The 26834-nt window shown below is 61.6% G+C and carries 25 protein-coding genes; 9 read left to right on the forward strand and 16 right to left on the reverse strand.

Annotated elements, in window-relative coordinates:
• Positions 1-3: 3 nt before the first annotated feature.
• The 3 genes from ACLEJR_RS25425 to ACLEJR_RS25435 all read right to left on the reverse strand — a co-directional run bounded on the left by ACLEJR_RS25425 (position 4) and on the right by ACLEJR_RS25435 (position 2447).
• The gene (locus ACLEJR_RS25425) at positions 4-492 is read right to left on the reverse strand and encodes a GFA family protein (protein WP_440817369.1); all 489 of its coding nucleotides are present in this window, start codon (positions 490-492) and stop codon (positions 4-6) included.
• Positions 493-714: 222 nt separating this feature from the next.
• Positions 715-1341, reverse strand: coding sequence for a DNA-3-methyladenine glycosylase family protein (locus tag ACLEJR_RS25430; RefSeq protein ID WP_440817371.1), 627 nt, complete (start codon positions 1339-1341; stop codon positions 715-717).
• A gap of 23 nt (positions 1342-1364) precedes the next feature.
• Positions 1365-2447 (reverse strand): bifunctional transcriptional activator/DNA repair enzyme AdaA, encoded by a 1083-nt coding sequence (locus ACLEJR_RS25435; protein WP_440817374.1) that lies wholly within the window; start codon positions 2445-2447, stop codon positions 1365-1367.
• A 260-nt stretch (positions 2448-2707) separates the two neighbouring features.
• Here ACLEJR_RS25435 and ACLEJR_RS25440 point away from each other — a divergent pair, with 260 nt between their 5' ends.
• Positions 2708-3295, forward strand: a complete 588-nt coding sequence (locus ACLEJR_RS25440; RefSeq protein WP_440817375.1) for a LysE family translocator — start codon at positions 2708-2710, stop codon at positions 3293-3295.
• A 208-nt stretch (positions 3296-3503) separates the two neighbouring features.
• Here the strand turns inward: ACLEJR_RS25440 and ACLEJR_RS25445 are convergent, their stop codons facing one another.
• Positions 3504-4328, reverse strand: coding sequence for an AraC family transcriptional regulator (locus ACLEJR_RS25445; protein ID WP_440793432.1), 825 nt, complete (start codon positions 4326-4328; stop codon positions 3504-3506).
• A gap of 132 nt (positions 4329-4460) precedes the next feature.
• On the opposite strand from ACLEJR_RS25445, the gene ACLEJR_RS25450 reads away from it, so the two are divergent.
• Entirely contained in the window at positions 4461-5423 is a 963-nt protein-coding gene (locus ACLEJR_RS25450) for a diguanylate cyclase (RefSeq protein WP_440817377.1), read from the forward strand.
• A 311-nt stretch (positions 5424-5734) separates the two neighbouring features.
• Here ACLEJR_RS25450 and fabI read toward each other — a convergent pair whose 3' ends face one another.
• From fabI to gloB, 8 genes are all read right to left on the reverse strand, one after another.
• Positions 5735-6529, reverse strand: coding sequence for an enoyl-ACP reductase FabI (gene fabI, locus ACLEJR_RS25455; RefSeq protein ID WP_053153864.1), 795 nt, complete (start codon positions 6527-6529; stop codon positions 5735-5737).
• 19 nt (positions 6530-6548) lie between these two features.
• On the reverse strand, positions 6549-8159 hold the full coding sequence (locus ACLEJR_RS25460; protein ID WP_440793425.1) for an ABC transporter ATP-binding protein: 1611 nt from the start codon (positions 8157-8159) through the stop codon (positions 6549-6551).
• Position 8160: 1 nt separating this feature from the next.
• Entirely contained in the window at positions 8161-9180 is a 1020-nt protein-coding gene (locus tag ACLEJR_RS25465) for an ABC transporter permease (RefSeq protein ID WP_440793423.1), read from the reverse strand.
• Position 9181: 1 nt separating this feature from the next.
• On the reverse strand, positions 9182-10255 hold the full coding sequence (locus ACLEJR_RS25470; RefSeq protein WP_440793421.1) for a microcin C ABC transporter permease YejB: 1074 nt from the start codon (positions 10253-10255) through the stop codon (positions 9182-9184).
• 4 nt (positions 10256-10259) lie between these two features.
• The gene (locus ACLEJR_RS25475) at positions 10260-12113 is read right to left on the reverse strand and encodes an extracellular solute-binding protein (RefSeq protein ID WP_440793419.1); all 1854 of its coding nucleotides are present in this window, start codon (positions 12111-12113) and stop codon (positions 10260-10262) included.
• Positions 12110-13942 carry an extracellular solute-binding protein gene (locus ACLEJR_RS25480; protein ID WP_440817380.1) on the reverse strand — a complete coding sequence of 611 codons (1833 nt, stop codon included), beginning with the start codon at positions 13940-13942 and terminating at the stop codon, positions 12110-12112. The genes ACLEJR_RS25475 and ACLEJR_RS25480 overlap by 4 nt, the downstream gene beginning before the upstream one ends.
• A 267-nt stretch (positions 13943-14209) precedes the next feature.
• Positions 14210-15673 (reverse strand): transglycosylase SLT domain-containing protein, encoded by a 1464-nt coding sequence (locus tag ACLEJR_RS25485; RefSeq protein WP_440817381.1) that lies wholly within the window; start codon positions 15671-15673, stop codon positions 14210-14212.
• A gap of 99 nt (positions 15674-15772) precedes the next feature.
• Entirely contained in the window at positions 15773-16540 is a 768-nt protein-coding gene (gloB, locus tag ACLEJR_RS25490; RefSeq protein WP_440793413.1) for a hydroxyacylglutathione hydrolase, read from the reverse strand.
• 65 nt (positions 16541-16605) lie between these two features.
• On the opposite strand from gloB, the gene ACLEJR_RS25495 reads away from it, so the two are divergent.
• Both ACLEJR_RS25495 and rnhA read left to right on the forward strand, forming a co-directional pair.
• Positions 16606-17364: a class I SAM-dependent methyltransferase gene (locus ACLEJR_RS25495; RefSeq protein ID WP_440793411.1), complete on the forward strand. Its 759-nt coding sequence runs from the start codon at positions 16606-16608 to the stop codon at positions 17362-17364.
• 90 nt (positions 17365-17454) lie between these two features.
• Positions 17455-17907, forward strand: a complete 453-nt coding sequence (rnhA, locus tag ACLEJR_RS25500; RefSeq protein WP_440793409.1) for a ribonuclease HI — start codon at positions 17455-17457, stop codon at positions 17905-17907.
• A gap of 64 nt (positions 17908-17971) precedes the next feature.
• Here the strand turns inward: rnhA and ACLEJR_RS25505 are convergent, their stop codons facing one another.
• On the reverse strand, positions 17972-20017 hold the full coding sequence (locus ACLEJR_RS25505) for a patatin-like phospholipase family protein (protein ID WP_440793407.1): 2046 nt from the start codon (positions 20015-20017) through the stop codon (positions 17972-17974).
• Between the two features lie 187 nt (positions 20018-20204).
• On the opposite strand from ACLEJR_RS25505, the gene dnaQ reads away from it, so the two are divergent.
• Together dnaQ and ACLEJR_RS25515 are read left to right on the forward strand one after the other, a co-directional pair.
• On the forward strand, positions 20205-20957 hold the full coding sequence (gene dnaQ / locus ACLEJR_RS25510; protein WP_440793405.1) for a DNA polymerase III subunit epsilon: 753 nt from the start codon (positions 20205-20207) through the stop codon (positions 20955-20957).
• 301 nt (positions 20958-21258) lie between these two features.
• Positions 21259-21873, forward strand: a complete 615-nt coding sequence (locus tag ACLEJR_RS25515) for a GNAT family N-acetyltransferase (protein WP_440793403.1) — start codon at positions 21259-21261, stop codon at positions 21871-21873.
• On the opposite strand, the gene ACLEJR_RS25520 is transcribed toward ACLEJR_RS25515, so the two are convergent.
• Positions 21839-22732, reverse strand: a complete 894-nt coding sequence (locus tag ACLEJR_RS25520) for a LysR substrate-binding domain-containing protein (protein ID WP_440817383.1) — start codon at positions 22730-22732, stop codon at positions 21839-21841. The two genes, ACLEJR_RS25515 and ACLEJR_RS25520, sit on opposite strands and share 35 nt — an antisense overlap.
• Before the next feature lie 85 nt (positions 22733-22817).
• Positions 22818-23051: a hypothetical protein gene (locus ACLEJR_RS25525; protein ID WP_440817384.1), complete on the reverse strand. Its 234-nt coding sequence runs from the start codon at positions 23049-23051 to the stop codon at positions 22818-22820.
• Positions 23052-23236: 185 nt separating this feature from the next.
• On the opposite strand from ACLEJR_RS25525, the gene ACLEJR_RS25530 reads away from it, so the two are divergent.
• From ACLEJR_RS25530 to ACLEJR_RS25540, 3 genes are all read left to right on the forward strand, one after another.
• Positions 23237-23794 carry an NADPH-dependent FMN reductase gene (locus ACLEJR_RS25530; RefSeq protein ID WP_440817386.1) on the forward strand — a complete coding sequence of 186 codons (558 nt, stop codon included), beginning with the start codon at positions 23237-23239 and terminating at the stop codon, positions 23792-23794.
• A gap of 211 nt (positions 23795-24005) precedes the next feature.
• Positions 24006-24356, forward strand: a complete 351-nt coding sequence (locus ACLEJR_RS25535; RefSeq protein WP_440817387.1) for a metalloregulator ArsR/SmtB family transcription factor — start codon at positions 24006-24008, stop codon at positions 24354-24356.
• 37 nt (positions 24357-24393) lie between these two features.
• The gene (locus ACLEJR_RS25540; RefSeq protein ID WP_440817389.1) at positions 24394-25677 is read left to right on the forward strand and encodes an arsenic transporter; all 1284 of its coding nucleotides are present in this window, start codon (positions 24394-24396) and stop codon (positions 25675-25677) included.
• A gap of 131 nt (positions 25678-25808) precedes the next feature.
• On the opposite strand, the gene ACLEJR_RS25545 is transcribed toward ACLEJR_RS25540, so the two are convergent.
• Positions 25809-26774, reverse strand: a complete 966-nt coding sequence (locus ACLEJR_RS25545; protein ID WP_440793392.1) for a DUF1853 family protein — start codon at positions 26772-26774, stop codon at positions 25809-25811.
• Positions 26775-26834 lie beyond the last annotated feature (60 nt).

The raw sequence follows: 26834 nt of genomic DNA on the forward strand, positions 1-26834 counted from the left end.
GCCTCAAGCCGTCAACCCAAGGCGCTCATGCCACTGAGCAATGGACTCCTCAGGGTAAACCTCGAACTGCTGGTCACGCGGATGCGCCTCGACCTCGACCCACGGCGCCTTGGAGCCGAGCATCAGGTGGGTGTGCTCCGGCGGTACCGGCAGTGGTGTGTCGATGGCTGAGGCAAATGGGTGGATCAGCTCCGGCCATTCGGGGCTGAACAACCACAACCCCGAGCCGCACACTGAACAGAAATGCCGTTCGGCGCTGCTGCGGTGGGCGCGTTTCTCACCTTCTTCCTTGAGCCGCGCATGATAGATCGAGATGTGCTTGCGACCGCGTACTTTCAGGCTCGTGGCATCGCCCCCGAGGTTGATCGCAAAACCGCCGCCGCCCTGAGTCTTGCGACAGATCGAGCAGTAGCAGCGCTGGTAAGGGTAGGGGTGGACACAGGTGAGGCTGAACGATACCGCGCCGCAGTGGCAGGATCCTTCTAAGTGCATGGGGGCCTCCGGTTGGCAAGGGTTGGGCTCAGGAGAGCCTGGACGTACAGCGTTTGCAATCAGTGAAATCATCTGCGACAGCACTGGCCGCTTCGCGAGCAAGCCCGCTCCCACACCGTCCACTGACTGGCACGGAATATCTGCCTGACACAAAGCCCTGTGGGAGCGGGCTTGCCCGCGAAGAGGCCGGCACGGCCACCTCCGCAAGGGGGCGATGAACGATCACGCCGTACCGCGGGCAGGCACCCGCCACAGATACCACGCCGCCACCGTCCGATGCGGACTCCAGGCCAGGCCGATATCGATCATCTGCCGGCGGCTGGGCTGCTGCTCCAGTCCCTTGAGCCGACGATAACCTTCGCGTACGCCAAAATCATCGACCGGCAAAATGTCCGGTCGTTCCAGGCTGTAGATCAACAGCATCTCCACCGTCCAGCGGCCGACCCCGCGCAAGGTGACCAGGCGCTCGATCAACTGCTCATCCTCCATGGCCAGGGCGCTGGCGTAGTCCGGTACCACGCCGTCCAGCGCCGCTTGGGCGATGCCTTGAATGGTTGCAATCTTGCTGGCGGAGAATCCGCAGCCGCGCAACAACTCGAAATCCGTCGCCAGGATCTGTTCCGGCCTGGGAAAGTCCTGCTCGGGAAACAGTGCCAATAGCCTGCCGAAAATCGCATCGCCGGCCTTGGCGTGCAATTGCTGATAAGCGATGGAGCGCACCAGCACTTCGTAGGGATCACGGGCCGGCTTGGGTCGCAGCAGGCACGGGCCGACCGTTTCGACGTGGCGTTGCCAGTCTTCATCGAGGCTTGCCAGGAAGACACTGGCATCGTGGTACGGCACGGGCATTGGCTCTTCGCTCTGCGGGTCGATCAAAACGCCAGGGGCAGGGAAACCTGCACGGCGGCTTTTTCCAGCCGCAACAAGAACGCTTTGCGCGGTTGCCCGCCACCATAACCGGTCAGCGCGCCATCGGCACCGATCACCCGATGGCAGGGGACGACAATCGCCAGGCGATTCTGGCCGTTGGCCAGCCCGACGGCGCGACTGGCGCCGGGGCTGCCCAGGGCACTGGCGATCGTGCCGTAGCTTCGGGTTTCGCCATAGGGAATCGCTTGCAACTGCGCCCAGACCCTTACGGCAAAGGCACTGCCGGGCATGTGCAGCGGGACGGTGAACGCGGTGAGCTTGCCGGCGAAGTAGTCGGCCAGCTCGGTTTCGATCCGCTGCAAGTGCGCGTTGTGCCCCGGCGCGACGGTGTAGCCATAGCGCTGCTGCAACTCTTCGATCTCTCGGGTCAGTGCCGGGCGGTCGAGAAATTCCAGCAGTACCAGGCCGCGCTGCTCGGCCATGGCCAGCATGGGTCCCAGGGGCGTGGTCAGGCGCGTAAACAACAAGGGTTCGCTGAGGGCGGCCCGGCCCGGGGTGATGTGGAACGATTTTACGAAGGCGTCACGAAAGCCGCTCAGGGATTCGTAGCCGGAATCGAACGCCGCGTGGTCGATGGAGCTCCCTTGCTTGATGCCGCCCAGGGCGATACCCAGGCGGCGCGTGCGCAGGTACGCATGGAAGGTCATGCCGAAATGCTGCTTGAACCAGCGCCGCAACTTCAGCGGTTCGATGCCTTGTTCCAGCAGCAGGGCGTCGGTCCAGCGTTGCTCCGGCTCGGCGTCCACGGCCTTGAGCAGCGTCTGGATCCAGTCCGGGGCGATGGCGGCGGCGTCCAGCGGCTTGCAGCGCAGGCAGGCGCGGTAGCCGGCCGACATCGCTTCATCGGCATGGGCGAAGAACTCGACGTTCTCCGGTTTCGGCTTGCGCGCCGTGCAACTGGGGCGGCAGAAAATACCGGTGGTCTTGACCGCCGTGAAGAACACCCCCTCGTAGGCGGTGTCTCGTTCGAGCATGGCGCGGACCATCTCGGCGTGGGGTGGGAGCAGCGAGTCTTGTAGGTTCATGGGTTGAGCATAAGGCTGGGGCCGGGACGGCTCCACCGGAAAATCGACAGTGAATTTTATTCCCTGCGGTTGTAGAGGAACCGCCTCCTGTGGGAGCAAAGCTTGCTCGCGATGCAGGCAGCGCGGTTCACATGAGGCGCGGATGACTTCGTCGCGAGCAAGCTTTTATTGCCACTGATGTAGGCAGTTTTCTTCAATACCTTCGGCCTCGGGCCACTTACCTTGGTCGCTACCTCACGTACATTGAAAGAAGGTATGCAATGAATCTGATTTTTTCCATGGCGGCATTTGCCCTGGTCGCCTCGATCACACCGGGGCCGGTCAACATCGTGGCACTCAGTTCCGGGGCGCGCTACGGGTTTCGCGCGACGCTGCGCCATGTGGGCGGCGCGACCCTGGGGTTTGTCCTGCTGTTGGTGCTGATGGGCCTCGGATTGCATGAAGTGTTGCAACGCTGGCCCGGCCTTACGCGAGTGGTGCAACTGGGGGGCGTCGGGTTTCTGCTGTTCATGGCCTGGAAACTGGCGATGGACAACGGCCATCTGGGTAGCGGCGAGGAGGGACGGGCGCCCTCGATGTTCTACGGCGCGCTGATGCAATGGCTCAATCCCAAGGCCTGGCTGGCCTGCGTGGCGGGGATGGGCGCCTTCGTCGCCGATGGCGAGGCGCGGCTGGTCTGGCAGTTCGCGGCGATCTATCTGGTGATCTGCTATGTCTCGGTGGGGTGCTGGGCCTATGCCGGAAGCTTTCTGCGCAGTTGGCTGGGTAATCCGTCGACCATGCGCCTGTTCAACCGGGCGATGGCGGCGTTGTTGGTGGTGAGTGCGGTTTATCTGGTATTGCCTTGACAAACCCGCTTCTGTGGCGAGGCTTCTGTGGCGAGGGAGCTTGCTCCCGCTGGGTTGCGAAGCAACCCCCCCCGCTTTTTAATCCCTGCACAATCAACGCGCCTGCTGCGCAGTCGAGCGGGAGCAAGCTCCCTCGCCACAAGCAAGCTCCCTCACCACAAGCAAGCTCCCTCGCCACGGGTATCTGTCTGGCCCGGAAATCGCTGCGTCAGCCGCGATATTGCCCCGGCGTCGCTGCCAGGTGCTGCTTGAACGCCCGCTGGAAATGCGCCTGGTCGGCGAAGCCGCTGTCCAGCGCCACGTCGGCGATCAGCTTGCCTTCGCGCAGTTGGTGGCGGGCGAACTGGATCCGGCGATTGACCAGGAAGGCGTGGGGCGTCATGCCGTAATGGCGCTTGAAGGCGCGGCTCAGGTACGACGGTGAAAGTTGCGCGGCGGCGCAGATGTCCTCGAGCTTCAAGGCTTCGGTGCAATGGTCATGGATGAACTGCGCGGCCCGCATCAATCCCGGATGGCTGCCCCGGTCCGGACGTCCGGCGGGGTTGAGTCGCTGTTGCAGGTCGCTGAAAAACGCCTCGGCGGCGGCCTGTTTGTGGCGCGGGTCGAGCCGTTCGTCCACCAGCCGTTCATACAGCTCCTGCAAGGCGCCGAACAGCTCGGCATCGCGGCTGTGGGTCGTGGCAAAGGCCTGGAAGTCCAGGGTTTCGTCGAAGCCGATACGGCGTTGCAAGTCACGCAGCCACTGGGTATCGACGTACAGCATCACGTACGACCAGGGTTGATCGTCGATCGGATTGCAGGCATGGACATCGCCGGGGTTCATCAGCACCACTGTGCCGGCCTCGACCTGGAAGTGGGAGCGCTCGTGGACATAAGTGCTGCGCCCGGCGGTGATCGCCCCGATGGAGAAGTGATCATGGGCGTGGCGCCCATAGCAGACTTTGCGCCCGTCGGCGATTGCCCGGGCCTCGATGAAGGGCAGGGCCGCGTCGCGCCAGAAACGTGGGGCAGCGTCATGGGAGGCGTGCTTCATCGGTCAAGGTCCTCGTCTTGGATCGTGCTTCAGTGTATTAGCCCTCGTCGGCAAATGCCCGTTGGATTTTGTCGTTTGAAGTGCGACGGGTCTGGACTAGACTCCAGCAGTCCGCCCTCACAGGAGTTGTCGATGCTCGCGCCTGGTAAACCTGAAAATGAAGCCACTCGGCTCAACAGCCTGCACTCGCTCAAGCTGCTCGATACCGCGCCCGAAGAACGGTTCGATCGCCTGACGCGGCTTGCCCGGCGTCTGTTCAATGTGCCGATTGCCTTAGTGACCCTGGTGGACGCCAACCGTCAGTGGTTCAAGTCCAACGCGGGCCTGGACGCCAGCGAGTCCGGGCGCGATGTTTCATTCTGTGGGCATGCCATCCTGCAGGATCAGATCATGGAAGTGTGCGACGCTCGGCAGGATGAGCGGTTTCACGACAACCCGTTTGTCACGGACAGTCCGGGTATCCGCTTCTATGCCGGGCAGCCGTTGGGGCTCGCTGACGGCAGCAAACTCGGAACGCTGTGCCTGATCGATACCCGGCCACGCAAACTTGACGACGAGGAACGCGAACTGCTGCGCGACCTGGCGCGCATGGCCGAGGAAGAAATGATCGCTGTGCAGATGGCGAGCATGGACGAACTGACTCTGCTGTCCAATCGGCGCGGCTTCAGGACGCTGGCCCAACATGCGCTGAACGTGTGCACACGCCTGTCCCGCCCGGCGACGCTGCTGTTTTTCGATCTCAATGATTTCAAGCCCATCAACGACAGGTTCGGCCACGCCGAAGGCGATGCGGCGTTGAAAACCTTCGCCGACGTGCTGCGCATCGCTTTTCGCGAAAGCGACGTAATTGGCCGCTTGGGCGGCGATGAGTTCGTGGCGCTGCTCACGGGGTCGTCTCATGTGGAGACGACCGCGATCATGGCCCGCCTGCGAGAAATCCTCGACGAGCGCAACGCAACGTTGCAGCGCGGCTATGACATCCGCTTCAGCGTGGGCCAGATCGAATACGACCCATCGCGCCATGAGTCCATCGACAACCTCCTGGCCGATGCAGATGCGGCGATGTATGCACAAAAGCAGGCGGCACGCCGGTAAAAAAGTGGGGCGTGCCCACGACGGCGGCATATTCAGATCGATGCAAGCCGATCCACCGCTATCGCGAGCAAGCTCGCTCCCACAGGATCTGAGGCGTGCACACAATTTTCAGCCAAACAAAATCCCCTGTGGGAGCGGGCTTGCCCGCGAAGGCTGAGGCACATTCAACATTTTTGCTGACTGACACACCGCTATCGCGAGCAAGCTCGCTCCCACAGGGAATCTGCGATGTAGTCAAATAATCAGGCATAAAAAACGCCGCTTGCCCTGTCCAGGTCAAGCGGCGTTTCTACGCAGCGGTGCGCTGAAGATTACTCTTCGATGTTGCCCATGGCGGTGGTGTTGAAGCCGCCGTCCACGTACATGATTTCACCGCTGATGCCCGACGCCAGGTCGGAGCACAGGAAGGCGCCGGCGTTGCCGACTTCTTCGATGGTGACGTTGCGACGCAGTGGGGTTTGCGCCTCGTTGGCGGCCAGCATCTTGCGGAAGTTCTTGATGCCGGAAGCGGCGAGAGTGCGGATCGGACCTGCCGATACGGCGTTGACGCGAGTGCCTTCCGGGCCCAGGGAGCCGGCCAGGTAGCGTACGCCGGCTTCCAGGGAGGCCTTGGCCATGCCCATCACGTTGTAGTTCGGCATGGTGCGCTCGGCGCCCAGGTACGACAGGGTCAGCAGGCTGCCGTTGCGGCCTTTCATCATTTCGCGACCGGCCTTGGCCAGCGCCACGAAGCTGTAGGCGCTGATGTCATGGGCGATGCGGAAACCTTCACGGGTGGTGGCTTCGGTGAAGTCGCCGTCCAGTTGGTCGCCAGGGGCGAAGCCCACGGAGTGCACGATGCAGTCCAGGCCATCCCACTTCTTGCTCAGTTCTTCGAAGACCTTGGCGATTTCTTCATCGCTGGCCACGTCGCACGGGAAGCACAGCTCAGGGCTCGAACCCCAGCCTTGCGCGAACTCTTCGACACGACCCTTGAGTTTGTCGTTCTGATAAGTGAAGGCAAGCTCAGCGCCCTCGCGATGCATGGCGGCAGCGATGCCGGATGCGATGGACAGCTTGCTGGCGACACCGACGATCAGTACGCGCTTACCGGCGAGAAAACCCATGTGTTGCTCCTCTTTCAGGTTATTCGGCAGTCGTTGGGGCCAGGAAGGCGGCCTCCAGCAACTGCTGTGTATAGGGGTGCTGCGGCGCGGCGAATATGCCGCGGGCATCACCTTGTTCGACCACTTGGCCATGCTTGACCACCATCAGTTGGTGGCTCAGCGCTTTGACGACAGCCAGGTCATGGCTGATAAACAGATACGTCAGGTTGTACTTGGTTTGCAGCGACCGTAACAGCTCCACCACCTGGCGTTGCACGGTACGGTCCAGGGCCGACGTCGGTTCGTCCAGCAGAATCAACGCCGGCTTGAGCACCAGGGCCCGGGCAATGGCGATACGCTGCCGTTGCCCTCCGGAAAATTCATGGGGGTAGCGGTTCCGGGTTTCCGGATCCAGGCCTACCTCCTTCAGTGCCTCGATAATCGCTTGTTCCCGCTCGGCTTCGGTGCCGATCCCGTGGATCCGCAGGCCTTCGCCGACAATCTGGCTCACGCACATCCGCGGGCTCAGGCTGCCAAACGGATCTTGAAACACCACTTGCATTTCCCGGCGCAGCGGTCGGACCTGTTGCTGCGTCAGGCCGTCCAGCGCCTGGCCCTCGAAGCGGATCGCGCCCTGGCTGCCGATCAACCGCAGGATCGCCAGCCCCAGGGTCGACTTGCCGGAACCGCTCTCGCCGACGATGCCCAGGGTCTGGCCCTGGGGCAGGCTGAAGCGGATACCGTCCACGGCCTTGATGTAGTCTACCGTACGTTTGAACAGGCCTTTCTTGACCGGAAACCAGACTTTCAGGTCCTCGACCTCCAGCAATGGCGGCCCGATCACATTGTCTGCCGGGGTGCCGCTGGGCTCGGCGCCCAGCAGTTCCCGAGTGTACGGATGCTGCGGTGCGCGGAACAATTGTTCGCACGATGCCTGTTCGACGATGCAACCGCGCTGCATGACACATACGCGATGCGCAATTCTTCGCACCAGGTTCAAATCGTGGCTGATCAGCAGCAACGACATGCCCAATCGTGCCTGCAATTGCTTGAGCAATTCGAGGATTTTCAGCTGGACGGTGACGTCCAGGGCCGTGGTCGGCTCGTCGGCGATCAACAGTTCCGGCTCGTTGGCCAGGGCCATGGCGATCATCACCCGTTGGCGCTGGCCGCCAGACAGCTCGTGGGGCAGCGCCTTGAGGCGCTTGTGCGGCTCGGGGATGCCCACCAGCTCCAGCAATTCGAGGGTGCGACGGGTCGCGACCTTGCCGGTCAGGCCCTTGTGGATGCCAAGCACTTCATTGATCTGCTTTTCAATGCAATGCAGTGGATTGAGCGAGGTCATCGGCTCCTGGAAAATCATCGCGATCCGGTTGCCGCGGATGTGGCGGATGGTTTTCTCCTTCAGCCCCAGCAGATCTTGGCCGGCGTACTGGATGCTTCCGCTGGGATGATGGGCCAGCGGGTAGGGCAGCAAGCGCAGGATCGAGTGGGCGGTGACCGATTTGCCCGAGCCGCTTTCCCCCACCAGGGCCAGGGTTTCGCCGCGCTTGATGTCGAAACTGACGCCTTCGACCACCCGTTGGCGCCGTTCGCCGACAATGAATTCCACCGCCAGGTCGCGGACTTCGATCAGATTATCCTGGTTCATTTCACTTCCTCGGATCGAAGGCATCGCGAGCGGACTCGCCGATGAACACCAGCAGGCTCAGCATCAGGGCCAGCACGGCGAATGCACTGATGCCCAGCCACGGCGCCTGGAGATTGGATTTGCCCTGAGCCACCAGCTCGCCCAGGGACGGCGCGCCGGGTGGCAGGCCGAAGCCGAGGAAGTCCAGGGCGGTGAGGGTGCCGATGGCGCCCGTGAGGATGAACGGCATGAAGGTCAGGGTCGACACCATGGCGTTGGGCAGGATGTGGCGGAACATGATCGCGCCGTTCTGCATGCCCAGCGCCCGTGCGGCGCGCACATACTCCAGGTTGCGCCCGCGCAGGAACTCGGCGCGGACCACGTCCACCAGGCTCATCCAGGAAAACAGCAGCATGATGCCCAGCAGCCACCAGAAGTTCGGCTGCACGAAACTGGCGAGGATGATCAGCAGGTAGAGCACCGGCAGCCCCGACCAGATCTCCAGGAAACGCTGGCCGGCCAGATCCACCCAGCCGCCATAGAAGCCCTGCAACGCGCCGGCGATCACGCCGATGATCGAACTGAGCAGCGTCAGTGTCAGGGCGAACAGCACCGAGATGCGGAAGCCATAGATCACCCGGGCCAGCACGTCGCGGCCCTGGTCGTCGGTGCCCAGCCAGTTCATCGCCGAAGGTGGTGCCGGGGCCGGGACCTTCAGGTCGTAATTGATGCTCTGGTAGCTGAACGGGATCGGCGCCCACAACACCCAGGCGTCCTTGGCGGCCAGTAGTTCACGGATGTACGGGCTCTTGTAGTTGGCTTCCAGGGGGAATTCGCCGCCGAAGGTGGTTTCCGGGTAGCGCTTGAGGGCCGGAAAGTACCAGCCATTGTCGTAGTGCACCACCAGCGGCTTATCGTTGGCGATCAGTTCGGCGCCCAGGCTCAGCCCGAACAGGATCAGGAACAGCCACAGCGACCACCAGCCACGCTTGTTGGCCTTGAACAGTTCGAAGCGCCGACGATTGAGCGGGGACAGGTTCATCTCAGTGCTCCCGGCTTTCGAAGTCGATGCGTGGATCGACGAAGGTGTAGGTCAGGTCACCGATCAGCTTCACCACCAACCCCAGCAAGGTAAAGATGAACAGCGTGCCGAACACCACCGGGTAGTCACGGTTGATGGCCGCTTCGAAACTCATCAGCCCCAGGCCGTCAAGGGAGAAGATCACTTCCACCAGCAAGGATCCGGTAAAGAAAATCCCGATGAACGCCGAAGGAAAACCCGCGATTACCAGCAGCATGGCATTGCGGAACACATGGCCATAGAGCACTCGGCGGCGGGTCAGGCCCTTGGCCTTGGCGGTAACGACGTACTGCTTGTTGATTTCGTCGAGGAAGCTGTTTTTGGTCAACAGGGTCATGGTCGCGAAGTTACCGATCACCAGGGCGGTCACGGGCAGCGCCAAGTGCCAGAAATAATCGAGGATCTTGCCGCCCAGCGACAGTTCATCGAAGTTGTTGGAGGTCAGCCCGCGCAACGGGAACCAGTCGAAGTAACTGCCGCCGGCAAATACCACGATCAGCAGAATGGCGAACAGGAACGAGGGGATCGCATAACCCACGATGATCGCCGAACTGGTCCAGACGTCGAAGTGACTACCGTGGCGCGTGGCCTTGGCGATCCCCAGCGGGATCGACACCAGGTACATGATCAGCGTGCTCCACAGCCCGAGGGAGATCGACACCGGCATCTTTTCCTTGATCAGGTCGATGACCTTGGCGTCGCGGAAGAAGCTGTCGCCGAAATCCAGGTGGGCATAATTCTTGATCATGATCCACAGGCGTTCAGGGGCCGGCTTGTCGAAGCCGTACATCCGTTCGATTTCCTTGACCAGCGCCGGGTCCAGACCCTGCGCGCCACGGTAGGAGGAACCGGCTACCGAGACTTCCGCACCGCCGCCGGCGATACGGCTGGTGGCGCCTTCGAACCCTTCGAGCTTGGCAATCATCTGTTCGACCGGTCCACCCGGCGCGGCCTGGATGATCAGGAAGTTGATCACCAGGATGCCGAACAGGGTCGGAACGATCAGCAGCAGTCGCCGGATAATGTAAGCCAGCATCGGTTTACTCCACGCTCGCCGGAGCAGCGTTGTTCTGTTTTTCGATCACTTGTTCCACTTCTTCGGCAGGCTTGGTGTCCGGCTTGACCCACCAGGTGGTGGTGCCGATGTCATAGGTCGGCGTGACTTTCGGATGACCGATGTGGTTCCAGTAAGCCACGCGCCAGGTCTTGATGTGCCAGTTGGGGATCACGTAATAGCCCCATTGCAGCACCCGGTCCAGCGCCCTGGCATGGGCCACCAGGCTCTTGCGCGAATCGGCGTTGATCAGTTGCTCCACCAGTTGGTCCACCGCCGGATCCTTCAGGCCCATCGTATTGCGGCTGCCAGGCTTGTCGGCGGCGGCCGACATCCAGAATTCACGCTGTTCGTTGCCCGGTGAGCTGGACTGCGGGAAGCTGCCCACCACCAGGTCGAAATCCCGCGAGCGCACGCGGTTGATGTATTGGGACACGTCCACCCGGCGGATCACCAGGTCGATGCCCAGGTCGCTCAGGTTGCGCTTGAACGGCAGCAGCACCCGTTCGAACTCGGTCTGGGCCAGCAGGAACTCCAGCACCACCGGCTTGCCCTGGGCGTCGACCATCTTGTCGTCGACGATGCGCCAGCCGGCTTCCTGCAGCAGTTGGTAGGCCTTGCGCTGCTGGTCGCGGATCATGCCGCTGCCATCACACACCGACGGTTGGAACGCCTCGGTGAAGACCTGCTCGGGAATTTTGCCGCGCAGCGGTTCGAGAATCTTCAATTCGTCTTCGCCGGGCAGGCCGGTGGCCGCCATTTCCGAGTTTTCAAAATAACTGCGGGTGCGTGCATAGGCACTGTTGAACAGTTGCTTGTTGGTCCACTCGAAGTCCAGCAGCAGGCTCAGGGCCTTGCGCACCCGCACGTCCTGGAACACCGGGCGGCGCAGGTTGAAGACAAAGCCCTGCATGCCAGTGGGGTTGCCGTTGGGGATCTGCTCTTTGATCAGCCGGCCTTCCGTGACGGCGGGGATGTTGTAGGCGTTGGCCCAGTTCTTGGCGGTCATCTCCAGCCAGAAATCGAACTGCCCGGCTTTCAGGGCTTCGACCGCGACGGTGTTGTCGCGGTAGTAATCGGTGGTCAGCACGTCGAAGTTGTAGAAGCCGCGGTTGACCGGCAAGTCCTTGCCCCAGTAGTCCTTCACGCGTTCATAACGGATCGAGCGCCCGGCCTTCACTTCGGCCACCCGGTACGGGCCGCTGCCCAGAGGGATTTCCAGATTGCCCTTGTTGAAATCGCGATCCGCCCACCAGTGCTTGGGCAATACCGGCAGTTGGCCAAGGATCAGCGGCAGTTCACGGTTGTTCGTATGCTTGAACTTGAACAGAACCTTGAGCGGGTCTTCGGCGATGACCTCGGCGACGTCGTTGTAGTAGCCGCGAAACATCGGCGCGCCGTCCTTGGTCAGCGTCTGGAAGCTGAAAACCACGTCTTCGGCGCGCACCGGATGACCGTCGTTGAAGCGTGCTTCGGGCCGCAGGTAGAAGCGCACCCAGGCGTTGTCCGGGGCCTTTTCGATTTTTTCGGCGACCAGGCCGTACTCGGTGAAGGGTTCGTCCAGGCCTTGCTTGGCCAGGGTGTCGTAGATCAGGCCGATGTCATCGGCCGGCACACCTTTGCTGATGAATGGGTTGAGGCTGTCGAAGCCGCCAAAGCCGCCCTGGCGGAAGATCCCGCCCTTGGGCGCGTCGGGGTTCACGTAGTCGAAGTGTTTGAAGTCGGCCGGGTACTTCGGCGGTTCGTTGTACAGCGTCACGGCGTGCTGCGGCGCGGCACAGGCCAGCCCGGCGAACAGCAGGCCGCCGGCCTGTAGAAGCAGGGCGCGAAAAGGCTTCATTGATCTTTCTCCGAAGATTTCAGCCACCACGCGCTCAGGCCCAAGGTATAGGGCGGCGTGGTGACGAAGGCGAACCGGTTATGGTACGCGAGGCGATGATAGTTGATATACCAGTTGGGAATGCAGTAGTGCTGCCACAGCAGCACGCGGTCCAGGGCCTTGCCGGCGGCGACCTGTTCGTCGCGGGTCTGGGCGGCCATGAGTTTTTCCAGAAGGTGATCGACTACCGGGTTGGCGATCCCGGCGTAGTTCTTGCTGCCCTTGACCCCGACTTGGCTGGAGTGAAAGTACTGCCATTGTTCAAGGCCCGGGCTGAGGGTCTGGTTCAAGGTCAACAGAATCATGTCGAAGTCGAACTGGTCCAGCCGCTGTTTGTACTGGGCCCGGTCCACGGTGCGCAGTCGGGCCTGGATGCCGATGCTGGCGAGGTTCTCGACGTACGGTTGCAGGATCCGCTCCAGGTTCGGGTTCACCAGCAGGATCTCGAAACTCAGGGGCTGGCTGTTCGCGTTCAGCAGGCGCTGCCCGTTGAGGGTCCAGCCGGCCTCCTTCAATAGTCCCAGCGCCTTGCGCAAGGTTTCCCGCGGAATGCCGCGCCCCTCGGTCTGGGGCAGCCCGAAGGGCTCGGTGAGCAGGCGCGGCGGCAGTTGCTCGCGGTAGGGCTTGAGCAGTAGCCATTCATGCCCCACGGGAACGCCGGTGGCGGAGAACTCGCTGTTGGGGTAGTAACTGAGGGTGCGTTTGTAGGCACTGCTGAACAGCGTGCGGTTGGTCCACTCGAAATCGAACATCAGCCCCAGGGCTTCTCGCACCTTGACGTTGGCAAAGGTATTGCGCCGGGTGTTCATGAACAGGCCCTGGGTCTGGGTCGGGATCTGATGGGGAATCTGCGCCTTGATCACATCGCCGCGCTGGACCGCCGGGAAGTCATAGCCGTTGGCCCAGTTCTTGGCCTGATGCTCGATGTAGATGTCGAACTCACCGGCCTTGAAGGCTTCGAACGCGACGTCGCTGTCGCGGTAGAACTCGACCTCCATGCGGTCGACGTTGTATTTGCCGCGATTGACCGGCAGGTCCTTGCCCCAGTAATCCTTGACCCGTTCGAACACCAGCTGGCGCCCCGGTTGCACCTTGGTGATGCGGTACGGACCACTGCCCAGGGGCGGCTCGAAGGTGGTGACCTTGAAGTCGCGGTCTTTCCAATAGTGTTGGGGCAACACCGGCAACTCACCCAGGCGCAGGATCAGCAGCGGGTTGCCGGCGCGCTTGAAGACAAAACGGATTTTCAGCGGGTTGAGGATGTCGACCCGTAGCACCTCCTGCAGGTTGGTGCGGTATTGCGGATGGCCTTCCTTGAGCAGCGTGCGGTAGGAGAAGGCCACGTCGTACGCGGTAATCGGTACGCCATCATGGAACCGTGCCTCGGGCCGCAGATTGAATACCACCCAACTGCGATCCTCGCTGTACTCCACCGACCGGGCGATCAGGCCGTAGCTCGACGTCGGCTCGTCACCGGACGGCGCATACTGGCCGGTGCCGACCATCAGCGGTTCGTTCAGCTCGTTGATGCCATATTGCAGGAAGTTCGGTGTGGATACCGGGCTGCTGCCCTTGAAGGTATAGGGGTTGAGCGTATCGAAGGTGCCGAATGCCATGACCCGCAAGGTACCGCCCTTGGGCGCCTGCGGGTTGACCCAGTCGAAGTGGGTAAATCTGGCCGGGTACTTGAGCGTACCGAACTGCGCGTAGCCATGGCTTTCGCTGATGGTTGCGCTGGCGGGATAGCTCAAGGCCAGGCTGATCAGGAACAGGAGGAGGGGACGTATCAAGTCTGAGATCCGATCCAGGCGGCTTGGGCTTTTATGGCCTGTACAGTAACAGCTTGTATCGGCAGGAAAAAGGCGGGGGTGGAGGGGCGTCAGTTGAACGGCACCGCCGGGCACCGGACCTGTGGCGAGGGAGCTTGCTCCCGCTGGGTTGCGAAGCAGCCCCCGAAGCAGTGGCTTGATCTATCAGGTTCACCGAGGCGGCTGATTTGGGGCTGCTGCGCAGCCCAGCGGGAGCAAGCTCCCTCGCCACAGGGAGGCTGTCAGCGCTTAGTGCGGGGAGTAGACCGTAAGCATTTGCCCAGGCTTGAGGGCCTTGCCCATCCTTGGATTCCAGCGCTTGAGGTGTTGCATCTCGACGTTGAAGCGCTTGGCCACTACGTACAGCGAGTCGCCTTGCTGGACCTTGTATTGGGTTTGCTTGGTTTTTCCGTTCTTGCTGTTGGCGGCGACCACGGTGTTGATGCGCTTGCCAGTGCTCTTTGCCGCCTTGGTGGCCTTGGCGTCCTGCATCACCAGGGTCTGGCCGACCTTGAGCCTCTTGCCGCTGAGTTTGTTCCAGCGTTGCAGGTCCTTGGTCTGGACGTTGTTGGCCTTGGCGATCTGGGCCAGATTGTCGCCGCGCTTGACCCGGTAGGTGCGGCGTACGCCTTCCACTTCGCTGTCGTCGGCGGTTTCGAAGACTGGTTTGAGCGAGCGTTGGCTGATCAGCTCTTCCGGGCGCATGGTCGACAGGCTGGCGGACAGCAGTTGCGCCTTGGAGGTGGGCACCAGCAGGTGCTGGGGACCGTCGATGGTGGTGCGTTGCTTGAAGGCCGGATTGAGCTGGAACAGCTCGTCTTCATCGATGTTCGCCACCGCCGCGACCTTGGACAGGTCCATGCGCTGGTTGATCTCGACGACCTGGAAGTACGGCTCGTTGGCAATCGGGTTGAGGTTCACGCCATAGGCATCCGGGGACAGCACGACCTGGGACAGCGCCAGCAGCTTGGGCACGTAGGCCTGGGTTTCGGCCGGCAGCGGCAGGTTCCAGTAGTCGGTGGGCAGGCCGAGCTTCTCGTTGCGTTCGATGGCCCGGCTGACCGTGCCTTCGCCGGCATTGTAGGCGGCCAGCGCCAGCAGCCAGTCACCGTTGAACATGTCGTGCAGACGCGTCAGGTAATCCATGGCGGCCGTGGTGGAAGCGGTGATGTCGCGACGCCCGTCATAGAAGCGGGTCTGGCGCAGGTTGAAATAGCGCCCGGTTGACGGGATGAACTGCCACAGCCCCACGGCGTTGGCACGGGAATAGGCCATCGGGTTGTAGGCGCTTTCGATCACCGGCAGCAGCGCCAGCTCCAGCGGCATGTTGCGCTCTTCCAGGCGTTCGACGATGTAATGCATGTACAGGCTGCCGCGTTCACCGGCGCCTTCCAGAAAGGACGGGTTGCTGGCGAACCACAGGCGTTGCTGCTCGATACGTGGGTTGACCCCGGCGGTTTCCTGCAACTGGAAGCCCTGGCGCATGCGCTCCCAGATGTCCTGAGGCGCTTGGGGGCTGGGCTTTTCGCTGAGCCAGACAGGCTTCTGCTTGGCACGGGCGGCCATGTTCTTCGGCACTTGCGCCGTATCGGTCTGGGGCAGCTGGCCGCTGCTCTGGCAGCCCGCCAGTGTGGCGGACACAGCCACCGCGATGGCTTGAGCCAGGCGGGTCAAAGTGTCGGACTGGGCGGACCTGCGTATAGATGACGACATTGGCTGGAAGTAAGTTCCGGGCAAAAATGTCGGCCGATTCTAGAAAGCGCACCCCAACAGGTCAACCATTCAGAATTTTTGTATCAACCGGTAGGTCCCTTAGAACTTATCTTTCCAAGCTCTCAAGGCTGCAAAAACCTCACTCGGCGTCTGGTTTCGCTGGCCGTTCCGTTCGTCTGCTTTTTGTTTAACAGATGTTTCAGTCACCCTCAGGAACGGATTGGTGAGTTTTTCCAACGCCAGGGTCGAGGGCAGGGTGATGACGCCTTCGTCGCGTTGCCGGCTGACTTTTTCCAGGCGGGCGGCGATGTTCTGGTTGTCCGGTTCTACCGCCGCGGCGAATTTAAGGTTGCCGAGGGTATATTCGTGGGTGCAGTAGACCAGCGTATCCTCGGGCAAGGCGGCGAGACGGCTGAGGGAGTGGTGCATCTGTTCGGGCGTGCCCTCGAACAGCCGGCCGCATCCGGCGGCGAACAGCGTATCGCCACAGAACAGCAGGCCATGATGGTAGTAGGCGATATGCCCTAGCGTGTGGCCGGGCACGGCGTAGACATCGAAGTCCCAGCCGAGCACGTTGACCTTGTCATTGTCGTGCAGTGCCCTGTCCCGTGCCGGGATGTTCTCGCTGGCCGGGCCGTGGACCGTGGCCTGTGTGGCGTCTTTCAGCGCCTGGACGCCGCCGACATGATCATGATGATGGTGAGTGACCAGGATATCGCTCAGGACCCAGCCCGGATGGGCGTCGAGCCAGGCTCGCACTGGCGTGGCGTCACCCGGGTCGACCACGGCGCAGCGCTGGGTGGAGTGATCCTGTAACAACCAGATGTAGTTATCGGTGAACGCGGGCAGGGCACTGATCTGTATCATCGCGGAATTCGCCAAGCGGTAAACAAAGGCGCATCTTAGAACTTCCTGGCGCGTTGGAGAATGCAATGACCGATGAAGCGTTCGCTCAGGCTGATCCTGACTGGCTGGCGTTGATCAGCGCCGCCCGTGAATGGCTGTCCGGCCCGGTCGGGCAGTTTTTGCTGGAAGAGGAACGACGCATGCTCGAAGACGAGCTGGGTCGGTTCTTCGGCGGCTATCTTGTGCACTATGGGCCTTCGGCACAGACCCCGCCGTCAGCGCCGCAGGTCCAGCGCAACGTACGGCTGGGAGCGCCGTTGCCCGGGGTGGAAATCGTCTGCGAGGAGCAGGCCTGGCCGCTGAGCGAGCATGCCGCCGATGTGGTGGTGATGCAGCATGGCCTGGATTTCTGCCTGTCCCCCCATGGCTTGCTGCGTGAGGCCGCCAGCAGCGTGCGCCCCGGTGGGCACTTGCTGATCATCGGTCTTAACCCCTGGAGCAGTTGGGGGCTGCGGCACGTGTTCGCCCAGGATGCCTTGCGCCAGGCCCGTTGTATCTCGGCTTCCAGGGTGGGCGACTGGCTCAACCTGCTGGGCTTCGCGCTGGAGAAACGCCGCTTCGGGTGCTATCGTCCGCCGCTTGCGTCACCCAAGTGGCAGGCCCGCCTGGCTGGCTGGGAGCGCAAGGCCGGTGACTGGCAACTGTCCGGCGGCGGCTTCTATCTATTGGTGGCGCGCAAGATCGCGGTCGGGCTGCGCCCGGTGCGTCAGGTTCGACGCGAGCCGATGGGTAAGTTGATCCCCTTGCCGATGGCCAAGGTCAACCGGCGCCACATCGAGCCTTAACCCTTTTTCTGATGGTCTGGCCGGCAATTCGGTTGCAGGCGGTTTCGGGCCTGGCCGGCAGGCCTTTGCATTTTTCCTGGATAGATTGGCATGAGCGATAGCGTAGAACTCTTCACTGACGGCGCCTGCAAGGGCAACCCTGGTCCGGGCGGCTGGGGTGCGTTGCTGGTGTGCAAGGGCGTGGAGAAAGAACTCTGGGGCGGCGAGGCCAACACCACCAACAATCGCATGGAACTGATGGGCGCCATCCGCGGCCTGGAAGAACTCAAGCGGCCCTGCGACGTGTTGCTGGTCACCGACTCGCAATACGTGATGAAGGGAATCAACGAGTGGATGGCGAACTGGAAGAAGCGCGGTTGGAAAACCGCCGCGAAGGAGCCGGTCAAAAACGCCGACCTGTGGATGCTGCTGGACGAGCAGGTCAACCGCCACAACGTGACCTGGAAATGGGTGCGCGGCCACATCGGCCACCACGGCAACGAACGGGCCGACCAGTTGGCCAATCGTGGGGTGGATGAGGTGCGCGGTTACAAGCAGAGCTGACCGCGAGCGTGGCACCACGCCGGCCTTCGCCCGGCTGGCGTGGTTCAAGGTCTGCCCAACTGCTTCAGAAACCTGTGGATTGGATGGAAGCGCTCGTTTTTGGATTCCAGGATGCGAATGGTTTTCCAGCCGGGCCTTGTTCGGAGAGGGTAATACGACGCCCTATGTCATAGCCCAACGCCCGATGACCGTTGACCTGCGTTCTGGGGTAATTGATATCTTTGGTCGCGACCTGGGGGAAGCGATCACATTCGCCCAGCCACTGGTGCTTGCAGGCAGACAATCCCTGCTTGTAAAGCCAGATCGCTTCGCAGGAAAAGTCATTGTCGCCATCGCAGTTCGCCAACCTGTCGCTCCAGTCCGGGTTCGGTGGCATTGCCTCTTCTTGGGTCGACAACTTGACGTACAGGACCCGGATCCGGTTTTCAGCTGTGCATCCCTGGTCAGGGCAGATGTCGAAACGGAAGAACGGGTCGGATTTGACGAAGTTAAACCCGATATCCTTCCGAGTGAAAGTTTCGCAGGCGTCTGAGTCCAGAAATCTATCAGGGACGGTAGCACTGCCCTCCACCTTGTAGAACTTCAATCCCTCTTCCTTGCCCAGATGGCAGCGCAGGCGCTGTAATGCATCAAACACGGCCATGCGTTGGTCTCCCTTGCTGGTCGCCTCGTGCTCTGCATCAATCGTAATGATGTTTTTGACTCGTCTTTTAACCAAGGCGTAAAGCCCAAGGTTTTCCGAATGTCCACCATCACTCAGGTACACCGAGTCACGTGTTTCGTCATATCTACGGTTAGTTGCAAAATAAAAGGGAAACGGCAGTACTTTGTGCCAGGCTCGAGTGGCCGGCTCGACCCTCGGATTTGCCACGTACCGACCCAGGGACAAGTTCAAGGCGTCGGCGAATGCGTCTACCGGGACGTACACCAAAGGCAGGTCGGATAGCTTGAGGGAGTCGACTGCGGCCCCTGACATCATGACGGCTTCGGAGAGTTTCGGCGCTTCAGCGGGATAACAAGGTACCCCATAGGTACGGCGGTTTGTTTTGTCTTGATAATCACAGTAGCCAAACGCGGTATTGCCATAGGCCAGGGGGGAAAACTCATAGACGACGCTTGCCAGGTCAGAATTGAAACCCGCGAAATCAGCGGTGCGTAGCCATTCCACTTTCCCGCCATAGGCCGCCGTCGTGTTGACGATAAAGAAGGGTATTTCGCCCCGCTTGGCCGCGCCAGCCAGTTCGCTATAGCTGGGTGACGCGTTTTCTAAAGTCGAATGCCAGTCAGTCGGGTAGGCGCCAAAGGTTCGGTCGATTCCTTTCTTGTAGGCTGATTCCCACGGGTTCACGTTGACCTGCCAGCGAAAGATGCCGTTCGCGATGATATTGAGTGGAACGGACGGGACCCAGAGTGCGGTACGCCCCGTCATCTCGCCGATGTAGCTACTCTGGTCGATAAAAGCACCGTAGTAGGAGTCCTGCGTCCTGGTAATCAGATAGCTGTTGTTTTCTATGTAAGTCTGGAAGCGTCGGCTTGTTTGATCGGCATGGTGAGGCCGGGCCATGGGTTCGATGTCGGGGTTGTCTCTTACGGCTTTATAGACGTAGTAGCTTTTGAACAACTCGTCGGTGGCAGCCGCCGGCGTCTGGTAGTGTTTTGCGCCATAGAGCTGGTGAGTGAGCCATAAGTTGGCGTAACTGCCTCCTGATACGGAAGAAACAATATCTACCTGGTCGAGTAGACCCTGTTTCTGCAGCCCAGCCAGAACGCCAATTGAAAATGTAGCGGAGCGCATCCCGCCCCCGGAAAGCGACAGTCCAAGTTCCGGACGGTAGCCGGTAAGTTCTTGTCCTGTACAGCTATCATTGCTGGCACCGGATTGCGCATGAAGTTGTTGGCGATACGAGCGCAGGTGGCAATTTTCGGCGGCTCTCAAGGTAGCACTTCTTTCCTCATAGCGTGCCGGATCGGGTTGTTCGCCGTCGGTTCGACCGAGGTCAGGCCGGTCATCGAGTGATGCACAACCGGACAGTAATGCAAGGGTGAGCGTTGCCAGTTTTGCTCCGCCGCAGCCGGGTATTTTTTCATGGGGTCGAGAGATGAGACACATTTCACGCTCCTTATGGTAACTGGCGTTGAGCAACGACCAGTGGCATGAGGCTAGCATTTCACTGGCTTAGTGCCATTGCTCACCTGTACTCATTTGTAATAGCCGGATCCGGGGAAATTCCATCACGACTGGACCGTGTTAACATCCGCCCCTTTGCAAGCATGCCCCCGTTGAGAGCTGAGCACTGATGGCCAACAGATCTGTTGTACTGGATACCGAAACCACCGGCATGCCGGTGACCGATGGTCACCGGATTATCGAAATCGGTTGCGTCGAGCTGATCGGTCGGCGCCTTACCGGTCGCCATTTCCACGTCTACCTGCAACCGGACCGCGAAAGCGACGAGGGCGCTATCGGCGTCCACGGCATCACCAACGAATTTCTGGTGGGCAAGCCGCGTTTCGCCGAGGTGGCCGATGAGTTCTTCGAGTTCATCCAGGGCGCGCAGTTGATCATCCACAACGCGGCGTTCGACGTGGGGTTCATCAACAACGAATTCGCCTTGCTGGGCCAGCATGACCGGGCCGACATCACCCGGCACTGCACCATCCTCGATACCTTGATGATGGCCCGGGAGCGGCACCCTGGGCAGCGCAACAGCCTCGATGCCTTGTGCAAACGCTATGGCGTCGACAACTCCGGCCGCGAACTGCACGGCGCCTTGCTCGACTCCGAGATCCTCGCCGACGTCTACCTGACCATGACCGGCGGCCAGACCAGCCTATCCCTGGCCGGTAACGCCTCGGACGGTGCCGGTGAAGGGGCCGGCAGCCAGGTCACGCAAATCCGCCGTTTGCCTGCGGACCGTCAACCGTCGCGGATCATCCGCGCCAGCGAAAGCGACCTGGCCGAACACGCCGCACGTCTGGAGGCCATCGCCAAGTCGGCGGGTGCTCCGGCATTGTGGACGCAGTTGGTCGAGAATCAGGCAGCGAGCTGATTCATCCGGGGAGTGGCGAACCTCTGGCGAGGGAGCTTGCTCCCGCTGGACTGCGACGCAAACCTCTTTGGCGGTCGCGGCGCCCGAGCGGGAGCAAGCTCCCTCGCCACATGATTGAGTGAAGCCTTGAGTAAACCGCCGTGGCGATCGTTCATTTCACTCGCCACAATCGCCACGACCTTCTAACCTGAGGTAAAACGCAGGCTATTGGATCCAATTCGATGTCTGAAGATTTGCACAGCACGGGCAATGGATGGCAATGCGCCGTTGGTTGCTTCAAGGAATGAGGACCTTCTCCTGTATGCAGCCGGTCATGAATCCCAAGCACCCCGGGTTGTCGGTGCGCGTTGTCGATGATGGCTTTGCAGCCTACATCTGGGGCAGTGATTTCAGTTTCGAGGTCAGCGAATACGGTACGGCGCAGATCGGCCGGCCCGTGAGCCAATGGCCGGTGACGCCCATCGTTCCTTACAGCAAGTGCTACGGCATCGACCCGGAGGAGTTCAGCAGCTTCCGCGATGCGCCGGACAGTGAGATTTTCATGGCCTATCTCGACGACCAGCCGGTCGGGCACCTGGTCGTCAGCACCAACTGGAACGGCTTTGCCCACATCGACGAACTGGCGGTACACGCCCCGGCGCGTCGTCATGGGGTGGCCAAGGCATTGCTCGATGTCGCGCATTTCTGGAGTCGCAAGAAAAAACTGCCGGGCGTGATGCTGGAAACCCAGAACAACAACCTGGGAGCCTGCCGGCTCTACGAGCGCTGCGGGTACGTGCTGGGCGGCATCGACCACCTGCGCTATCGCGGCATCGACCGGCATACCGCCGAGGTGGCGTTGTTCTGGTACCGGTTGTTCGACGATCCGCTGGGCATGTCGATCAGTGGCCCAGCAGGGCCTCGGCTTGTTCCGTAATTCGTTCGAGCAGTGTTTGCAGGGCGGGTGAGGGCGTCGTGCCATTCAGGGTCAGCGCATAGAGGCTGATGGGGACGGCAGGTGATACCGGACAGACGTCCAGGCCGCCGCCCTTGGCGCCGGAAGCGGTGAACGGGTCGACGATCGCCAGGCCTTCGCCGGCTTCGACCATGGCGCGCATCATCTGGTGGGTCTGCACGCGGATCTGGATCACCGGCGCCGGGCGCAGTGCTCCCAGTTTATGTTCGAACGCCGGGCTCAGCGGATCATGCCCATCGAGTCCCACCAGCGGCTGGCCCGCCAGATCCTGAAGCGAAACGTATTTCTGTCGCGGTTGCAGCCAGCCATGGGGCGCGAGCAATTGCAGTTTGCCCTGGGCGATCATCCGGCACTGAATGTCGGGATGTTCGGGGTCATGCAGGCTCAGGCCGAGGTCGCTTGCTCGCAATAACAGGCTTCGGACGATTTCGCGGGTCGGCTGGCTGAGCAGGGTGCAAGGCGCGTCCGGGTGACGTCGGCGCAGGGCGGCGATGCTCTGGGGCAACAATTGCTGGGCCAGCGGCGGAGTGCAGATGATGCGCAGGGGCGGTGCCTGGTGATGTTTCAGGCTGCTGGCCAAGCGCTGCACCGGTTCCAGGGTATCGTACAGCCGCGTGATGCCGTCGCGCAGTTCAAGGGTTTCCCGGGTTGCCTGCAAGCGCCCCCGCACACTGGCAAACAGCATGAAGCCCAGTTGCGTCTCGGCGTCGCGAAGGATCGCCTCGACTTCCGTCGTCGGCAATTGCAGCCACTGCGCTGCAGTGCCGAGGTGGCCGGTTTGCAGCAGCGCCTGGATCACTTCGATGTGGCGTAAACGCATGCAAGAAGTCCATGTTCGGCGGGTGTGCCATTGAATGGCCGAATCCTAACCCAAGTCCGGGCATGACTTCTGCTCATAAGAGCAATTATGAAGCGATCAGCGTTTCAGGTTCGCGCGTCAGTTCGATGCCCGATTGCACCAGCAGGAATCGGTCCTCGTCGAGTTTGTTGACCCGATCGCCGATGGCCAGCTTATAGGTAGTGACAGGCTCCTTGCCGTTGCCGTCGGGCGACGGGGTCGATTCCTGGAACTCATGCACCGAGTAGACGCGACCTTCGGCGTCCCGTGCATGAAATTGTCCGACAAGTACTGCTGCCATTGCTTAGAACCTCTGGAAATAGATCACTCGATTTGCGGTTCTGTAGACCTTGGTCAAGCGCGGGAAGTTTTCCTACAAGAAAAAAATAGTCGAAGAGGCCGATTTCCGTCGCTCCACTGGTCCAATTGTCACGCCGATCATCTATAACTACAGGCTCCTTTGAATCGACAGTCGAGAAGCCTCTCATGAGTAATGTTTATAAAGTGGCCGTTCTGGTGGGCAGCCTGCGCAAGGCATCGATCAATCGCAAGATCGCCCTGGCACTGGCCGACCTGGCTCCCGCCAACCTGCAGTTGAGCATCGTCGAAATCGGTGAGTTGCCACTCTATAACGAAGACATCGATGTGACGCCGCCGGCGCCCTACACCACGTTCCGCCAGCAGGTGGGTGCGGCGGATGCGTTGCTGTTTGTCACGCCTGAGTACAACCGCTCGGTGCCGGCACCATTGAAAAACGCCATTGACGTCGGCTCGCGCCCGTATGGCCAGAGCTGCTTCAGTGGCAAGCCGGGCGCGGTGATCAGCGCTTCGCCGGGCGCCATCGGTGGTTTCGGCGCCAACCATCATCTGCGCCAATCCCTGGTGTTTCTCGACGTGCCTTGCATGCAACAGCCCGAAGGCTACCTGAGCGGCGCCGGGACGGCATTTGACGAGGCGGGCAACCTGTCGGAGTCGTTGAAGCCGTTCTTGCAGAAATTCATTGATGCTTATGGTCGGTGGGTGGAACAGCATAAAAAGGCCTGATTGGCCGCCAGACCCCGTGGCGAGGGAGCTTGCTCCCGCTGGCCTGCGCAGCAGGCCCCTTCTTTGGCGGTCGCTACGCCTGAAGCGTCGGACCGACCGAGGGGGAGCCAGCTCCCTCGCCACAAGAGCACGTTGCGTGACCAATCCAGGCTTTACCGAATATTCGGATTTCCATATATTCGCCCTTCGTTCACCCAGGCTCTTCATTGCCATGCCCGATTCCCACAATCCCGTCGAAGTCTTCAAGGCGCTGGCCGACGACACGCGCACGCGTATTGCGCTGCTGGTGGCGCGTGAAGGTGAATTGTGCGTCTGCGAACTCACCGCCGCGCTGGAACTGAGCCAGCCGAAGATCTCCCGGCACCTGGCCCAGTTACGCAACGCCGGTCTGCTCAGTGACAGGCGTCAGGGGCAGTGGATTTATTACCGTCTGCATCCACAGCTACCGTCCTGGGTCCGCTCTTCGCTGGAACAGGCGCTGGCGGCGAATGCGGGCTGGATGGAGGCGGATGTACAGCGCCTGGGCGCGATGACTGACCGTCCGGTGGCCCGTTGCTGCTGACTATCTCCTACCCATTGCTCTTTCAAGGCTGTTGCGCATGCTCATCGCGTCATTGATTTTCCTGCTGACCATTACCCTGGTGATCTGGCAACCCAAAGGGCTCGGCGTTGGCTGGAGCGCTACGTTCGGCGCGCTGCTGGCATTGTTGTGCGGGGTGGTGCATCTCGCGGACATCCCGCTGGTGTGGCAGATCATCTGGAATGCCACCGGCACTTTTGTCGCACTGATCATCATCAGCCTGTTGCTGGACGAGGCGGGGTTCTTCGCTTGGGCGGCCCTGCATGTGGCTCGCTGGGGGCGGGGCAGCGGGCGCAAGCTGTTCGGGTTCATGGTGTTGTTGGGAGCGTTGGTATCGGCACTGTTTGCCAATGACGGCGCGGCGTTGATCCTGACACCCATTGTGATTTCGATGCTGCTGGCGCTGCGCTTTTCCCCGGCGGCGACCCTGGCGTTCGTGATGGGCGCCGGTTTCATCGCCGACACTGCGAGCCTGCCACTGGTGGTGTCGAACCTGGTGAACATTGTCTCGGCGGACTTCTTCGGCATCGGCTTCAGCCGCTACGCGGCGGTCATGGTGCCGGTGAACCTGGTCAGCGTCGCGGCCAGCCTGGCGATCCTGTTGTGGTTCTTTCGCCGGGACATCCCCCGTGACTACGACCCGCAGCAACTGGACGAACCGGCCAGTGCGATCCACGACAAGGCCACCTTCATGGCCGGCTGGGCCGTGTTGGGGATTCTGCTGCTGGGCTGCTTTGCCCTGGAGCCGCTGGGGATTCCCATCAGCGCGATTTCGGCAGTCTGTGCGGTGCTGCTGCTGGGTGTCGCCGCTCGTGGACACAAAATCTCCACCCGCAAGGCGATGAAGGAAGCGCCGTGGCAGATCGTGATCTTCTCTCTGGGCATGTACCTGGTGGTCTATGGCCTGCGCAACGCCGGGCTGACCGGGTACCTGGCGCACTGGCTCGACAGCTTCGCCGGATACGGCGTGTGGGGTGCGGCGATGGGCACCGGGCTTTTGACCGCTTTGCTCTCCTCGGCGATGAACAACCTGCCGACGGTCCTGGTCGGCGCCTTGTCCATCGACGCCAGCCAGGCCACTGGAGCGGTGAAGGAGGCGATGATCTATGCCAACGTCATCGGCAGCGACCTGGGTCCGAAAATCACCCCCATTGGCAGCCTGGCAACCTTGCTCTGGCTGCACGTGCTGGAGCGCAAGGATATTCGGATTGGCTGGGGTTATTACTTCAAGGTCGGGATTGTGTTGACGGTGCCGGTGTTGTTGGTGACGTTGGCGGCGTTGGCTTTGCGGTTGTCTTTCTAGACTCAGGTGGCTTAATCGCGAGCAGGCTCGCTCCCACAGGGATTTGAGGTGCACGCCAAATCCGCGAACACCGCAGAACCAATGTGGGAGCGAGCCTACTCGCGATGAGGTCGCTCCAGACACAGCAATACTCAGCTATTACCCGGCACATCCGGCCAACGATCCGCCACCAGGAACACCCGCTCGGCCTCTTCCCACTCGCCGCCAGAGTTTTCAGTCAGGCGCACCATCAACTGCGCCGGCGCCATCGGATCCAGCTCACTCAACCAAGCCGCCAATTGCGCAACGCTCCAGGTCTGGTCGGCCGGATAGTGGGCCGGCGCCAGCCAGGCGGCGCGGGGCAGGGGTTGCCAGCGCCCCGGCGGGCGCTGGGTGACGAACGCCGGCCAATCCCGTTGATGCAACCAACGGCCGCGCAGGTGCCGGGGATGGGCGCCCGCCGGCGGTTCGGCGTTGCCGGGCCAGGGGTAGAGCAGGTATCCACCCAGCCATAGCTCGGAACGAAACACCTCGCTGCCCGCGCATTCGATGCCCAGTGCCGCCAGCGCTTCGCGGCTTTCCGGGCGGGTCGAGATCGGCAGCTGGTGCTCGCGCAGGTGCGCCAGTTTACGGTCCAGGCGGTCATGGCTACCCGGGCCCAGCCATTGCGCGGGGTCCTGGCCGTTACCGCCCTGAGGGCCCAGGTACAACTTGATCGCCAGTTCCAGGTGATGGACGCCATCGCCGTCGCGCAGCAGCAGGTCCAGCTCACCCAGGGTATGGCCCTGGTGGCGGATCGGCAGGTTCGCGGCGATCAGTTCGATGCCCGGCGCATGTTGCGCGGCAAACTGCCACAGCCGCTCGTAATACAGACCCAGGCGCCGCGTCCGCCCCTGGGACAGGCACTGCAGCAAGGGGTAGCTGTCGCGGTCCAGTTGCCGCAGCCAATGCTCCAGCCGATCCGGCTCGCGCACCCAGTCGCTGCCGGTCAGCGGATGGCGTTGCGGCCATGGCGTATCGATGAGCATCGGTGGGGCCAGCAGCGCCCACGCCAGGTCCCGCACTTCGGGATGGCGCAGGCGGCGGGGCAGGTCGAGTAAATCGGGGAACAGGATCATTTTGCGAGCATAGCCGCTACGGTGAAGGCTTAAAGAATTTTGTCTACGGAGCGCTTTCGC

Source organism: Pseudomonas sp. SMN5 (assembly GCF_052041925.1).
In the GTDB taxonomy this organism is placed as follows: Bacteria; Pseudomonadota; Gammaproteobacteria; order Pseudomonadales; family Pseudomonadaceae; genus Aquipseudomonas.

Coding starts and splice junctions, on each gene's coding strand:
- ACLEJR_RS25475 (WP_440793419.1), bottom strand. CDS start 12,113: ATGAAGCCTTTTCGCGCCCTGCTTCTACAGGCCGGCGGCCTGCTGTTC.
- ACLEJR_RS25440 (WP_440817375.1), top strand. CDS start 2,708: ATGAATCTGATTTTTTCCATGGCGGCATTTGCCCTGGTCGCCTCGATC.
- ACLEJR_RS25515 (WP_440793403.1), top strand. CDS start 21,259: ATGCAGCCGGTCATGAATCCCAAGCACCCCGGGTTGTCGGTGCGCGTT.
- ACLEJR_RS25525 (WP_440817384.1), bottom strand. CDS start 23,051: ATGGCAGCAGTACTTGTCGGACAATTTCATGCACGGGACGCCGAAGGT.
- ACLEJR_RS25540 (WP_440817389.1), top strand. CDS start 24,394: ATGCTCATCGCGTCATTGATTTTCCTGCTGACCATTACCCTGGTGATC.
- ACLEJR_RS25435 (WP_440817374.1), bottom strand. CDS start 2,447: ATGAACCTACAAGACTCGCTGCTCCCACCCCACGCCGAGATGGTCCGC.
- ACLEJR_RS25445 (WP_440793432.1), bottom strand. CDS start 4,328: ATGAAGCACGCCTCCCATGACGCTGCCCCACGTTTCTGGCGCGACGCG.
- ACLEJR_RS25505 (WP_440793407.1), bottom strand. CDS start 20,017: ATGTGTCTCATCTCTCGACCCCATGAAAAAATACCCGGCTGCGGCGGA.
- ACLEJR_RS25465 (WP_440793423.1), bottom strand. CDS start 9,180: ATGAACCTGTCCCCGCTCAATCGTCGGCGCTTCGAACTGTTCAAGGCC.
- ACLEJR_RS25450 (WP_440817377.1), top strand. CDS start 4,461: ATGCTCGCGCCTGGTAAACCTGAAAATGAAGCCACTCGGCTCAACAGC.
- dnaQ (WP_440793405.1), top strand. CDS start 20,205: ATGGCCAACAGATCTGTTGTACTGGATACCGAAACCACCGGCATGCCG.
- ACLEJR_RS25470 (WP_440793421.1), bottom strand. CDS start 10,255: ATGCTGGCTTACATTATCCGGCGACTGCTGCTGATCGTTCCGACCCTG.
- ACLEJR_RS25495 (WP_440793411.1), top strand. CDS start 16,606: ATGACCGATGAAGCGTTCGCTCAGGCTGATCCTGACTGGCTGGCGTTG.
- rnhA (WP_440793409.1), top strand. CDS start 17,455: ATGAGCGATAGCGTAGAACTCTTCACTGACGGCGCCTGCAAGGGCAAC.
- ACLEJR_RS25460 (WP_440793425.1), bottom strand. CDS start 8,159: ATGAACCAGGATAATCTGATCGAAGTCCGCGACCTGGCGGTGGAATTC.
- fabI (WP_053153864.1), bottom strand. CDS start 6,529: ATGGGTTTTCTCGCCGGTAAGCGCGTACTGATCGTCGGTGTCGCCAGC.
- ACLEJR_RS25425 (WP_440817369.1), bottom strand. CDS start 492: ATGCACTTAGAAGGATCCTGCCACTGCGGCGCGGTATCGTTCAGCCTC.
- ACLEJR_RS25485 (WP_440817381.1), bottom strand. CDS start 15,673: ATGTCGTCATCTATACGCAGGTCCGCCCAGTCCGACACTTTGACCCGC.
- ACLEJR_RS25520 (WP_440817383.1), bottom strand. CDS start 22,732: ATGCGTTTACGCCACATCGAAGTGATCCAGGCGCTGCTGCAAACCGGC.
- ACLEJR_RS25430 (WP_440817371.1), bottom strand. CDS start 1,341: ATGCCCGTGCCGTACCACGATGCCAGTGTCTTCCTGGCAAGCCTCGAT.
- ACLEJR_RS25535 (WP_440817387.1), top strand. CDS start 24,006: ATGCCCGATTCCCACAATCCCGTCGAAGTCTTCAAGGCGCTGGCCGAC.
- ACLEJR_RS25545 (WP_440793392.1), bottom strand. CDS start 26,774: ATGATCCTGTTCCCCGATTTACTCGACCTGCCCCGCCGCCTGCGCCAT.
- ACLEJR_RS25530 (WP_440817386.1), top strand. CDS start 23,237: ATGAGTAATGTTTATAAAGTGGCCGTTCTGGTGGGCAGCCTGCGCAAG.
- gloB (WP_440793413.1), bottom strand. CDS start 16,540: ATGATACAGATCAGTGCCCTGCCCGCGTTCACCGATAACTACATCTGG.